Below are 13024 nucleotides of genomic sequence, written 5' to 3' on the forward strand. Positions count from 1 at the left end.
GCACCCCGAAAGGCGCGCGGGGGTGTATCGATGTGCGGCTCCGCCGCGCGGGCGCGGCCAGCGCAGCGCTCACGCGCTGAAGCCCGCCACCCGCAGGGCGTGCACCAGGTCCCAGTGACACTCGTCCGACGCGCCCTGCGCGGCCTCCAGCAGGAGCGGAACAAGCTGCTGCGGGTCGGCGGCGACACTGCGGGCGGCTTCTTCGGGGGTGCGGACCCTGACGTACGCGTCGAGCAGGGCCCGGATCTCCCGGCGGCGCCCCTCCGCGGCCAGCGCAAGGACGGCCGCGCCGATCTCGGCGGCGGGGCGGGCCACGCCCTGCCGCAGGATCTGCTCGCCGTCCGCCGTGCGGCCCGCCGCGACGAGCGCGTCCGCCGCGCCGACCAGCCGGTCGGCGGGGAGCGAGGCGGCCTCCCACAGCAGCGTCGCCCAGTCCGCGCCGAGCCCGGCGCGCTGCAGCTCGGCCGCGAGCAGCGGGAAGCGGGCGGCGGGCCAGTACGCGGCCTCGACGAGCAGCGCGTGCGCCTCGCCGCTACGGCCCTCCCGCCGCAGCCCCACCAGCCGCTGCACGGCCTCCACGGTCCCCTGCCGCGCGTCGGCGTCCAGCGGCTCCCGCTGCGGCTGAGGCCGCTCCACCGGCCGGGCGGCGGCCCCGGCGAAACGCGCCCCGCGCGGGCTGCGCCTAGCGGTGGGCGCGGGCGCGGGCAGTTCCGGTACGACGGCTGCGGGGTCCGGGGCGGGGGCGGCGGCGTCGCCCTCGGCCATACCGGCGAAGCGGGCGCTGCCCCTGCGGCGCTTGCGTTGCTTGGAGGTCGGGGGGTCCGCGGGGGCGGCCTGGTCCGGGGCGGGCGCGTGGCCCGTGGACTCCTCGTCCATGGGCTCCGGGGCACCGAAGCCGGAGGCGGTCTCGGGGCTGCCGAAACCGCCGCCCGTCGGGTCCGGGGTGCCGCGGCCGGAGGTGGGCTCGGGCCTGCCGAAGTCCGGTGTGGCGTGCTGGCCGTCGAAGCCGGGGTTCGCGCGCTCGAACTCCTCGTAGCCCCGGCGGTTGTCGCGGCGCCGGGGTTCGCCGCCCTGGTGGTCGGCGCCGGCCGGGTCGTAGCCGTGTCGCCCGTCCTCCGGGTCACGCTGGCGCGGGAGTCGGTGGGCGGCGGGTACGTCGTCGACGCGGAACACGTTGCCGTGGCGGTCGCGTTGGACGGTCCCGGCGCCCCGGGTACGGGCGAGGCTGTCCAACTCCTCGATACGGGCCCGGAGTTCGGCGCAGCGGGCGGTGGCGCGCTCGTGGTCGTCGTGGGCCCAGGCGAGGTCGAGGCGGAGGGCGTCGGCCGCGTCCTGGGTGGTGGCGGAGTTGAGCAACTGGCCCAGTTTCAGCTGCCGTTCGGCCGCGTACTTCTGCTCACGGAGCATCACGTCGAGCCGGTCGCCGAGGGCGTCCCGGCTGCCGGGACGGGCGTCGAACGCGGCGAGCGCGGCCATGTGCAGGGCGCGGGCGCGGTCCTTCTCCTGGGCCACGGCACCGGGGCCGTACTCCGCCGCGAGGTCCTGGAGGAGGGCCTCCACCACGTCCCAGGGCGGTACTTCACGCCCGCTCAGACAGGCCTGCATGCCGTCGGGATCGCGCTGCCAGAACACCCCGCACCAGCCGCCGCCCTGGTCGAGGCGCGCCAGCAGTCCATCGAGGTAGTTCGCGAACTCCCGCACCTGTCCGGGGAGTTGATCCACAGCCATGCCCCAACTCCCGCCAGACCGGAATGCTCCGATCCGTAGAAAACACCATTTGTGTTACGACGCGGCTACGGAACCTTTTCGAGCCGGGCGCAGAGGTCTGGGAGCCTACGCCTCCGGACCGTGCCCCCGCCGGGTTTCATGCCGTATCCGTCGTTTCCCGTACGGTCGCGGGCAGGGCGAGCCGCCCCCGGGACAGGGCCAGGACCAGCGCGCCGCCGGTCACCCCGCAGGCCCCGAGCGCGGCGGCGGCCGGCAGGGTCCCGTCGGCGAGGAGCAGGCCCGTGGCGGCCGATCCGGCGGCGACCCCGGCGCCGATCAGGGTCACCAGCCAGGCGAAGGCCTCGGTCACCGTGCCGTTCGGGGCGAGTTCGCCGACCAGCCCGAAGGACACGGTGAGCAGGGGCGCGAAGAAGACACCGGTGCCGACCGCGACGAGGCAGGCGCCGGCGGGCCCTGGCACGAGCGCCACCAGCCAGTACGCCCCGGCCATCCCGGCACACAGCGCCACGGCCTGCAGTGGTGCGTCGGCGGTCCAGCGCAGGGCGCCGTAGGCGACGGCCCCCAGCAGCGCGCCGAAGGCCGACAGGGACATCAACAGGCCCGCTCCACCTGGCACTTCGCGCTGTTCGGCGTAGGCGACGCTGAAGACGTTGAAGCCGCCGAGCGCCCAGCCGGCCCCGAACAGGGCGACGAGCAGGAGGAGCAGCGCGGGGCTGCGCAGCGGGCCGAGCCAGTGCGCGTCGCGGGTCCGGGTCCGCCAGTCCCGGGAGGGCCGGGCGGTGGCCATCACCAGGGAGCCGAGCAGCCCCAGCCCGGCCGCCAGCCACAGGGCGAGCGGCGCGGGGCCGAGCGCGGCGGCACCGGCGACGGCCAACGGCCCCGCGATGAACACGACTTCCTGTGCCCCGGCGTCCACGGCGTACGCCGACTGCACCTCCCCCTCGGGCACCAGCTCGGGCCACAGCGCCCGCAGGCACGGCTCCAGCGGCGGCGCGGCCGCACCCGCGACGACGGCCCCGCCGAGACTGCCGTAGAGCGATCCGGGGGCGAGTGCGAGGAGGACGTAGCCCAGGCCGGACACCACGGCGGAGGCGATGAGTACGCGTGGCTGGCCGGCGCGGTCGACCAGGCGGCCGAGCAGGGGGCCGCCGATCGCCCCGGCCACGGCGAAGACGCCGGTGGCGAGGCCGACGAGGCGGTAGCCCGCGCCCGCCTCGCGGAGGGTGAGGGCGATGGCGAGGGCGGCCATGGCGCTGGGCATGCGGCCGACCAGGGAACCGGCGAGCAGGCGCACGACGAAGGGGCGCCGGAGCAGGGTCAGATACGGCACTCGTCCCCCGTCGGGCGCGATCGCGGACTCGGGCTCAGGCCGCCAACGGCGCGCACCTGACGACGAGTTGGTCCATGGAGAGTCCCAGCGCCTCGGCGAGGGCGGCGACGGTGAAGAAGGCCGGCGTGGGAGCCCGGCCCGTCTCGATCTTGCGGAGGGTCTCTGCCGAGATGCCCGCCCGCGCCGCCACCTCGGTCATGCTGCGGCCGGCCCGCGCCTCACGGATCAGCCGGCCGAGCCGTTCGCCGCGTTCGTGCTCTTCGGGAGTGAGAGGGGTGCGTACCATGCCGTCATTCTAATACCGGTATAGTAATTGGCATGGTGGAACTCAAGACGGACACGTCTATCGATGCGATGTACGAGGCGGGCCAGGTCGTGGCCCGTGCCCTCACGGCCGTACGGGAGGCCGCCGACGTGGGCGTATCCCTGCTGGAACTGGACGAGCTGGCGCACGGCGTGCTGCGCGAGGCCGGCGCGACCTCCCCCTTCCTCGGGTACCGTCCCGCCTTCGCGCCCACCGCGTTCCCCGCGGTCATCTGCGCCTCCGTGAACGACGCGATCGTTCACGGCATCCCGGACGGCTACCGGCTGCGCGACGGCGACCTGGTCTCGATGGACTTCGGCGCCAAGCTGGGCGGCTGGGCCGGCGACTCGGCGATCAGCTTCATCGTCGGCACGCCCCGCCCCGAGGACGTCCGCCTGATCGACGCCGCCGAGCGCGCCCTCGCGGCGGGCATCGAGGCGGCCGTCGTCGGCAACCGCATCGGCGACATCGCCCACGCGATCGGCACGGTGTGCCGCGGCGCCGGGTACGGCATCATGGAGGACTTCGGCGGCCACGGCATCGGCCGCCAGATGCACGAGGACCCCGGGGTCCCGAACGAGGGCCGCCCCGGCCGCGGCCTCCCCCTCCGCCACGGCATGGTCATCGCCATCGAGCCGATGCTGATCGCCAGCGGCCGCGACGACTACCACGCGGCCAAGGACGGCTGGACCCTCAAGACAAACGACGGCTCCCGCGCGGCCCACGTGGAACACACGGTGGCCATCACGGAAACCGGCCCAAGAATCCTCACCGAGCGCCACTGACACACCCCGCCCAGGGCTCGCACCCCAGCGGCGCGGGGAACCGTGCGACCAGCCACATCGGACCCGCGCCTGAAGATCAAGGGCCCTCACCAAGCAACGTCCAGACCACCCACCCCAGGGGCGCGGGGAACTGCGCGACCAGCCACAACAGACCCGCGCCCGAAGATCAACCGGCACCGCCCAACCGCGGACCAAGGGCCCTCACCAAGCAACGTCAAGACCACCCACCCCAGGGGCGCGGGGAACTGCGCGACCAGCCACAACGGACCTGCATCCGAAGGCAAACAGAAACCACCCCAAACCTGGACATGCCCCGCGCAGCGCCCCGTGCCATGGTGGATTGATGACCAGCGGCTACACAGACCCGGATGACGACCCCCTCGGCGAGTTCCTGGCCCGGTTCTTCGGCGGAGCCACAGGCGGAGGTACGGGCGGAGCCCCCCGCCCCGATCCACGCCAGATAGACATAGGCCGCCTGCTCAGCCAACCGGCCAGGGACCTCGTCCGAGGCGCAGCGCAGTACGCCGCGGAACACGGCAGCCACGACCTGGACACCCAGCACCTCCTCCGCGCCGCCCTCGCGGCGGAGCCGACCCGCGGACTCCTCACCCGCGCGGGCGCGGACCCGGACTCCCTCGCCGCGGAGATCGACGAGCGCTCGGGCCCCGCCCACACTCCGGACGGCACGTCCCTCGCCCTCACCCCGGCCGTGAAACGCGCCCTCCTGGACGCCCACGACCTGGCACGGGCGGGCGGCACCGGCTACATCGGCCCCGAACACGTCCTGGGCGCCCTCGCCGCGAACCCGGACTCCGCCGCCGGTCACATCCTGAACGCGGCCCGCTACGCCCCGACAGGCCTGCCTCCCGAGTCCCCGGACGGCGTCCCGACCACCCGCACCGACGGACCCCGCCCCAGCACCACCCCCACGCTCGACAAGTACAGCCGCGACCTCACCGACCTGGCCCGGCACGGCCGTATCGACCCGGTGATCGGCCGCGACGAGGAGATCGAGCAGACCATCGAGGTGCTGTCCCGGCGCGGCAAGAACAACCCCGTGCTGATCGGCGACGCGGGCGTCGGCAAGACCGCGATCGTGGAGGGCCTCGCGCAGCGCATCACGGACGGCGACGTCCCGGACGTGCTGACCGGGCGGCGGGTCGTCGCCCTCGACCTCACCGGCGTGGTGGCCGGCACCCGTTTCCGCGGCGACTTCGAGGAACGCCTGACGAACATCGTCGGCGAGATCCGCGCCCACTCGGACGAACTGATCGTGTTCATCGACGAGTTGCACACCGTGGTCGGCGCGGGCGGTGGCGGCGAGGGCGGTTCGATGGACGCCGGCAACATCCTCAAACCGGCCCTGGCCCGCGGCGAGTTGCACATCGTGGGCGCCACGACCCTGGAGGAGTACCGCCGGATCGAGAAGGACGCGGCGCTGGCCCGCAGGTTCCAGCCGATCCTGGTGCCGGAACCGTCCGTCGCGGACGCGATCGAGATCCTGCGCGGGCTGCGCGACCGCTACGAGGCGCACCACCAAGTCCGTTACACGGACGAGGCGTTGGTGGCGGCCGTGGAGCTGTCCGACCGCTATCTCACCGACCGCAGGCTCCCCGACAAGGCGATCGACCTGATCGACCAGGCGGGTGCGCGGGTACGGCTGCGGGCGCGCACGAAGGGCACGGACGTACGGGCCCTGGAGCGCGAGATGGAGCAGCTGGCCCGGGACAAGGACCAGGCGGCGGCCGACGAGGACTACGAGAAGGCGACGCAACTGCGGGACCGGATAGCCGAGTTGAAGGTGCGGCTGGCCGACGCCGGTGGTGCGGACACGGGCGACGAAGGACAGAACCTGGAGGTCACCGGGGAGGCGATCGCCGAGGTGGTGTCGCGGCAGACCGGCATCCCGGTGAGCAGTCTCACGGCGGAGGAGAAGGACCGGCTGCTCGGACTCGAGGAGCATCTGCACCGGCGGGTCGTCGGTCAGGAGGAGGCGGTACGGGTCGTGTCGGACGCGGTGCTGCGCTCCCGCGCCGGACTGGCGAGCCCGGACCGGCCGATCGGCAGCTTCCTGTTCCTGGGCCCGACAGGCGTCGGGAAGACGGAACTTGCCCGTGCGCTCGCCGAGGCGTTGTTCGGCAGTGAGGACCGGATGGTCCGGCTGGACATGAGCGAGTACCAGGAGCGGCACACGGTGAGCCGGCTCGTCGGCGCCCCGCCCGGCTACGTCGGCCACGAGGAGGCGGGTCAGCTCACCGAGGTCGTGCGCCGCCACCCGTACTCGCTGCTGCTCCTCGACGAGGTCGAGAAGGCGCACCCGGACGTGTTCAACATTCTTCTCCAGGTGCTGGACGACGGCCGGTTGACCGACTCCCAGGGCCGCACGGTCGACTTCACCAACACGGTGATCGTGATGACGAGCAACCTCGGTTCCGAGGCGATCACCCGGCGCGGTGCCGGTATCGGCTTCGGCCCCGGCGGCGCGGACGCGGACGAGGAGGCCCGGCGCGAGCAGATCCTGCGGCCCCTGCGGGAGCACTTCCGCCCGGAGTTCCTCAACCGCATCGACGAGATCGTCGTCTTCCGCCAGCTGACCGCCGAGCAACTGCGGCTGATCACCGGCCTGTTGCTGGAACACACCCGCCGTCTCCTGCACGCCCAGGGCATCACGGTCGAGTTCACGGACCCGGCCGTCGACTGGCTCTCCCGCCAGGGCTACCAACCCGAGTACGGCGCCCGCCCGCTGCGCCGCACGATCCAGCGCGAGGTCGACAACCGGCTGTCGCGACTGCTTCTTGACGGCACGGTCGCGGAGGGAGATCAGGTGACCGTGGACGTAGAGGGCAACCGCTTGGTGTTCAACAAGCGAAACGGGTCAAGCGCCCCTGCCTGAGGCGCCCTTCAGGGGCGCGGGGAACTGCGCGACCAGCCCCCACACCCCCGCAGACCGCGAAACTACGGAGCCGGATCCACCACCTGCGCGGACCCGCCCCCGCGTCGCACCTTTTCCGCGGCCGCCAGCCACTTCCCACCAGGCAGCCGCTGCACCCCCGTCGCCGCCCCGATCTCCGGGTTCAGAGTGAACGCGTGCCCGATCGCCTCCAGCTGCTTCTTCAGGTCGCTGTTGTAGAGCGCGGGTTCGAGCTCCGTCGTGGCCGCGTTGCGCTGGCTGGCGCGGGGCGCGGCGATCGCGTCGACGAGCGGGAGCCCCCGGTCGAGGAACTCGGTGAGGGCCTGGAGCACGGTGGTGATGATGGTCGCGCCACCGGGTGAACCGAGCGCCACGACGGGCTTGTTGTGGCGGTCGAGGACGATCGTCGGGGAGATCGAGGAGCGCGGGCGCTTGCCCGGTCCTGGCAGGTTCGGGTCGTGGACGGCCGGGTTGGCCGGGGTGAAGGAGAAGTCGGTCAGCTCGTTGTTGAGCAGGAAGCCCCGGCCGGGCACGGTCATCGCGCTGCCGCCGGTCTGCTCGATGGTGAGCGTGTAGGAGACGACGTTGCCCCACTTGTCGGCGACGGTGAGGTGCGTGGTGTTCTCGCCCTCGTACGTCGTCGGTGCGGCCGTTCCCCTGGCGGTGCAGGGCGTCGGGTGGCGCGGGTCGGCAGGCGCGAGTGGGCTGGTGAGGACCGCGTCGTCCTTGATGAGGCAGGCGCGGGAGTCGGCGAACTTCTGCGAGAGGAGTTCCTTCGTCGGTACGTCCTCGAAGGCGGGGTCGCCGACCCAGCGCCCCCGGTCCGCGAACGCGATCCGGCTGGCCTCGATGTAGTGGTGCAGGTACTGGACCTCGCTGGCCTTCGAAAGGTCCGTCTTCTCAAGGATGTTGAGGGCCTCGCCGACGGTCGTGCCGCCGGAGGAGGAGGGCGCGATGGAGTAGACGCCGAGTCCGCGGTACGAGGTCTTCGTGGGCGCCTGGAGCTTGGCGCGGTACACCGCGAGGTCCTTGGCGGTCAGTTTGCCGGGGCGGGCGTTGTAGCCCGAACTCGGGTCCGCCTTCGGCTTGTTGACCGTGGCGAGGATGTCCTTGCCGAGGTCGCCGTGGTAGATCGCGCCGATGCCCTTCTTGCCCAGTTCCTTGTAGGTCTTGGCGAGTTCGGGGTTCTTGAAGGTGGAGCCGACCACGGGGAGCTGTCCGCCGGGCAGGAACAGCTTGGCGGTGTCGGGGAAGTAGCGGAAGCGGGTCTCGTTGGACGCCGTCTGGCTGCGGAAGGTGTCGTCGACCGTGAAGCCGTTGCTCGCGATGCGTTCGGCGGGCTTGAGGACCGTGCCGAGCTTCTCGTTGCCCCACTGGTCGAGCGCCGTCTGCCAGGTGGCGGGCGAGCCCGGGGTGCCGACGCTGAGGCCGCTGGTGACGGCGTCGGCGAAGGAGAGTGGCTTGCCGTTCTCGACGAAGAGGTTGGAGTCGGCGCTCAGGGGTGCCGTCTCGCGGCCGTCGATGGTGTGCACGGTACGGGACTTGGCGTCGTAGTAGACGAAGTAGCCGCCTCCGCCGATGCCGGAGGAGTAGGGCTCGGTGACGCCGAGCGCGGCGGCGGTGGCGACGGCCGCGTCGACCGCGTTGCCGCCCTTCTTCAGCACCTCGATACCGGCGGCGGTGGCGTCCGCGTCGACGCTCGCCACGGCACCGCCGTAGCCGACGGCGACCGGAACCTTCGCCGGTGTGCTGCTCGTCGCGGCCGGTGGGGCCGCTGCCCCGACCGACACGACGGCGGCCGACACCGCCAGGACCGACAGTTTCCGTGTCACAGGGCGACGCATCCGTACCTCCAGTCGGGACCGTCCGCGCAGCGTAGCCACATTGCCATGACCCCAACAGACCACCTCGCGTCACTGTCACACGAGTGCCACACGTCGAACACCGGTACGTACCAGCCGCTTCGGGCCGCTAACATGCGCGCCCATGAATGACGACGTGCGCAACATCGTTCTGGGCGTGGCCGCCGCCGGCATCAGCGCCGCGCTCGGCTGGCTCGCCCGCACCTATCTGTGGAAGCGCAAACTCCGGCGCAAGCAGGCGTTCTTCGGGCTCCCCGACAACTCCGAGTCGCTGCTCGTGGTCAACCGCGAGGCGGGCGGCCCCGAACTCACGGTGATGCGGCACGACGTGTTCGCGCTGCTCGAACTCGCGGCCCTGATCAAGGACTGCAACGCGCACGCCCAGGTCGTCGCGCACGACGCGGCCCAGCAGGGCTTCGGCGAACGCACCGAGTTCTGCGTGGGCGGCCCGGCCTCCAACCGCCGTATGGCCGCGCATCTGGCGTCCCTGCTCCCGGGCATCCGTGTCAACGTCGACCCTGAACCGGGGCCCGACCGGGGCGCGTTCCAAATAGGCAGCGAGCGCTACCGACTTGAGCCCGGCAAGGGCGAGTACGTGCTCCTCGCCCGCCTCACCGCGGGTCAACTGGGCGGCGCGCGGCCGGTGTTCCTCTTCTGCGGCCAGCGGGCGATCACCAACCAGGCGGCGTCCCGCTATCTCGCCCGCAACCACGAGAAGCTGGCCCGCAAACACGGCGCCAACACCTTCGTCCTGCTGCTGAAGGTGGTCAACTCGCAGGCGTACGGCCCGGATGTGGTGGAGCTGGTCGCGGATGTCACGCGGGTCGCCGAGACGCCACTGCCCGCACCGGCGCCACGGAGTTCGCACCGCGCCTCCTGAGGTCGGACACTCGTCAACAATCTTTACTGGCACGTAACTTACCGACGGGTTACTTCGGGTGGAGGGGTGCGGTTACCGTCGGGTCACTTTGCCGTGACACGTGTGAGGAGCACCCCGTGCGAACCCATCGCCAGGCCCTGCGGACGACCGCCGCGGGCGCCGTCTCCGCGACCCTGATCGCCGGAGGCGTCCTCGGGCTCGCCCCCACCGCCCAGGCCGCCACGAGCGGCGTCCGCTACGTCGACATCACCGGCGACGGCGGTACGAAGCTCGCGGCGAACGTCGTCACGCCCGCGGGCGCCGACGGCTCGCGCGACTACCCGCTCCTCGTGCTGCCCACCAGCTGGGGCTTCCCCCAGGTCCAGTACCTGGCCCAGGCCGAGAAGCTCGCGAACTCCGGCTATGTCGTGGTGAGTTACAACGTTCGCGGCTTCTGGCAGTCCGGCGGCGGGATCGAGGTGGCGGGCCCGAAGGACGTGGCCGACGCCTCCAAGGTGATCGACTGGGCGCTCGCCAACACCCCGTCCGACGCGGGGCACATCGGCATGGCGGGCGTGTCCTACGGCGCCGGCATCAGTCTCCTTGCTGCCGCACACGACAAGCGGATCAAGGCAGTTGCCTCGTTGAGCGGCTGGGCCGACCTGATCGGCTCGATCTACTCGGGCCGCACCGAGCACGTCCAGGCGGCGGCCCTGCTGAACGGCGTGGGCCTCGTCACCGGCCGCCCGAGCACGGAGACCAGCCAGGTCTTCAAGGACTTCTTCGCCTCGAACCTGTCCAGGGAACAGGAGTTGATCGACTGGGGGAAGGTACGTTCGGCCTCGACGTATCTGGATCAGCTCAACAGGAACGGCGCGGCGGTCATGCTCGCCAACGGCTGGGGCGACACGATCTTCCCGCCCAACCAGATCGCCGACTTCTACGGCAAGTTGACCGGCCCGAAGCGTCTTGAACTCCGCCCCGGCGACCACGCCACCGCCGAGCTGACCGGACTGTTCGGGCTGCCCAACGACGTGTGGACGGACACCGAGCGCTGGTTCGACCACTACCTCAAGGGCGCGACCAACGGCATCGACCGCGAGCAGCCGGTGGAGCTCAAGTCCCGTACCGGGGGCGGCTACGAGGGCTATCCGGACTGGAAGTCGGTCGGCGCGACCCGCAAGAAGATCGACCTCGCTGGCACGACCACCATCCACACCAACGTGGACTCGGGAGCGGACGGCGGAATCGTCTTCCTGTCCAGCATCCTCGACCAGGTCGCGCAGGTGCCCCCGGTCGCGTACGTCCCGCTGCTGCCCCGCCGTTGGGCCGCGGTCTGGCAGTCGGGGAATTACGGGAGCGTCCAACAGGTGCGCGGCACCGTCACGTTGCACACCACGGTCACGGACACCAAGGAGAGCGGCACCCTCGTCGCCTACCTCTACGACGTGGGCCCGCTCGGCCTCGGCAAGCTGGTCACCGACGCGCCGTACACCTGGCACGGGCAGACGCCCGGCCAACCGTTCGGTGTGGACCTGGAGTTGGGCTCCACGGCCTACGACGTCCCGGCAGGGCATCGTCTCGCCCTGGTCGTCGACACGGTCGACCCGCTCTATGTCGAGCACAACCCGACCGGCGCGCAGCTGACCTTCTCCTCGCCCGCGAACGACCCGTCGTACGTGTCGATCCCGCTGCGCGAGCAGTGATCTCCGGCTGCTGCCGGGCGGGCACGTGCCCTCTCTACTACTGCACCCGCGGCAGCAGCGTCCCTGGTTCCGCCGGGGCCACATCCACGGCCCCGGTCTTGGGACTGCGCTGCTCCCGGCGGGACACCCAACCGGCGAACCAGGAGAGCAGCATGCACATCCCGATGTAGATCGGCGAGATCACCATCACCACGGGGATGAACGGCAAATCGTAGTCGAGGTTCGACGCGATCAGCTTCCCGGCATGGAGAAACTCCTCATAGGTGATCAGATAGCCCAGCGAGGTGTCCTTCAGCGCGACCACCAACTGGCTGATGATCGCGGGCAGCATGGCCCGTACGGCCTGCGGCACGAGGACGTACGACATGACGTGGACCTTGCGCATGCCGAGTGCGAACGCGGCCTCCGGCTGGCCGCGTTCGACGCTGTTGACGCCGGAGCGGAAGACCTCGGCGAGCACCGAGCCGTTGTAGAGCGTCAGGCCGGCGACGAGTGCGGGCAGCGGCTGCACCTTGAGCGCCACGAAGATGAAGAAGATCATCACGAGGACGGGCATGGCGCGGAAGAACTCCACGACGACCGTCGACAGCCAGCGCACGGGCCGGTGGTCCGAGAGGCGCCCCACGGCGAGCAGGGTGCCAAGTGCCAGTGAGAGTACGGCCGCAAGCCCGAAGGCCTTGAGCGTGTTGCCGAGGCCGCGCAGCAGCAGTTCCTGAATTCCCTTGTACTCGAAGGGCATCCACTTCGTGTACGTGAACTGGTCGGTGTCGAACAGGAGATAGAGGATCCAGCCGATCAGCGCGAGGATGACGACGGTGGAGGCGATGCCGTAGAGGCGGTGCCGTTTGCGGGTCCTGGGGCCCGGGACGTCGTAGAGGGCGTTGGCGGTGGTCATCGGGCGACTCCCCATTTCCTCTCCAGCGCGTTGAACAGCGCGCTGATGGCGAGCGTGATGATCAGGTAGCCGACGGCGATCCAGACGAACGTCCAGACGATGTTGTAGCCGAGTTCGCTCAACGTCCGGTAGGTGCCGAGGAGTTCGGTGACGCTGAACGCGCCGGCGATCGCCGAGTTCTTGGCGAGGGCGATGAGCGTGGAGCCGACCGGCGGGATCACCGAGCGGAACGCCTGCGGCAGGACGACCAGGCCCAGGCTCTGCCCGAAGGACATCCCGAGGCTGCGGGCCGCCTCTCCCTGGCCCCTGGGCACGGTGTTGATGCCGGAGCGCAGCGCCTCGCAGATGAACGCCGAGGTGTAGCAGCCGAGCGCGAGGACCGCGAACACCTTGAAGGGCAGCACGAGTCCGAAGCGCGGCAGGCCGAGCAGCACCGCGAAGAACAGCAGGGTCAGCGGGGTGTTGCGCAGCACGGTCACCCACACCGTGCCGAACACCCGCAGGGAGCCGACCGGGGCGACCCGGAAGGAGGCCATGAGGAAACCGAGGAGAAGCGCCAACACCGAGGCGTAGACGGTCAGTTCGACGGTGCCGAGGAAGCCGTCGGCGAAGGTGGAGAAGTTGTCGGTCAGTACGTTCACGTC

At 71.3% G+C, this 13024-nt stretch carries 10 protein-coding genes; 4 read left to right on the forward strand and 6 right to left on the reverse strand.

Going from position 1 to position 13024, the window contains the following annotated elements; translation table 11 throughout:
• Positions 1-69: 69 nt before the first annotated feature.
• From OHT77_RS09355 to OHT77_RS09365, 3 genes are all read right to left on the reverse strand, one after another.
• The gene (locus tag OHT77_RS09355; RefSeq protein WP_328827662.1) at positions 70-1728 is read right to left on the reverse strand and encodes a hypothetical protein; all 1659 of its coding nucleotides are present in this window, start codon (positions 1726-1728) and stop codon (positions 70-72) included.
• Positions 1729-1864: 136 nt separating this feature from the next.
• Complete coding sequence (locus OHT77_RS09360; protein ID WP_328827663.1) at positions 1865-3058, reverse strand: MFS transporter; 1194 nt, start codon at positions 3056-3058, stop codon at positions 1865-1867.
• Positions 3059-3092: 34 nt separating this feature from the next.
• Positions 3093-3344 carry a helix-turn-helix domain-containing protein gene (locus OHT77_RS09365; protein WP_328827664.1) on the reverse strand — a complete coding sequence of 84 codons (252 nt, stop codon included), beginning with the start codon at positions 3342-3344 and terminating at the stop codon, positions 3093-3095.
• 32 nt (positions 3345-3376) lie between these two features.
• Between OHT77_RS09365 and map the strand changes: the two genes are divergently transcribed.
• Complete coding sequence (gene map / locus OHT77_RS09370; protein ID WP_328827666.1) at positions 3377-4147, forward strand: type I methionyl aminopeptidase; 771 nt, start codon at positions 3377-3379, stop codon at positions 4145-4147.
• A 343-nt stretch (positions 4148-4490) separates the two neighbouring features.
• Complete coding sequence (locus OHT77_RS09375; RefSeq protein WP_328827668.1) at positions 4491-7040, forward strand: ATP-dependent Clp protease ATP-binding subunit; 2550 nt, start codon at positions 4491-4493, stop codon at positions 7038-7040.
• A 62-nt stretch (positions 7041-7102) separates the two neighbouring features.
• Here OHT77_RS09375 and ggt read toward each other — a convergent pair whose 3' ends face one another.
• Complete coding sequence (gene ggt / locus OHT77_RS09380) at positions 7103-8902, reverse strand: gamma-glutamyltransferase (RefSeq protein ID WP_328827669.1); 1800 nt, start codon at positions 8900-8902, stop codon at positions 7103-7105.
• Between the two features lie 142 nt (positions 8903-9044).
• Between ggt and OHT77_RS09385 the strand changes: the two genes are divergently transcribed.
• A complete protein-coding gene (locus OHT77_RS09385) occupies positions 9045-9800 on the forward strand; it encodes a hypothetical protein (RefSeq protein ID WP_328827670.1) in 756 nt (251 codons plus the stop codon).
• 116 nt (positions 9801-9916) lie between these two features.
• On the forward strand, positions 9917-11485 hold the full coding sequence (locus tag OHT77_RS09390; RefSeq protein ID WP_328827672.1) for a CocE/NonD family hydrolase: 1569 nt from the start codon (positions 9917-9919) through the stop codon (positions 11483-11485).
• A 37-nt stretch (positions 11486-11522) separates the two neighbouring features.
• Here OHT77_RS09390 and OHT77_RS09395 read toward each other — a convergent pair whose 3' ends face one another.
• Positions 11523-12380, reverse strand: coding sequence for an amino acid ABC transporter permease (locus OHT77_RS09395; RefSeq protein ID WP_328827673.1), 858 nt, complete (start codon positions 12378-12380; stop codon positions 11523-11525).
• Positions 12377-13021, reverse strand: coding sequence for an amino acid ABC transporter permease (locus tag OHT77_RS09400; RefSeq protein ID WP_328827674.1), 645 nt, complete (start codon positions 13019-13021; stop codon positions 12377-12379). The genes OHT77_RS09395 and OHT77_RS09400 overlap by 4 nt, the downstream gene beginning before the upstream one ends.
• Between the last annotated feature and the right edge of the window lie 3 nt (positions 13022-13024).

The organism is Streptomyces sp. NBC_00252 (assembly GCF_036187565.1).
In the GTDB taxonomy this organism is placed as follows: Bacteria; Actinomycetota; Actinomycetes; order Streptomycetales; family Streptomycetaceae; genus Streptomyces.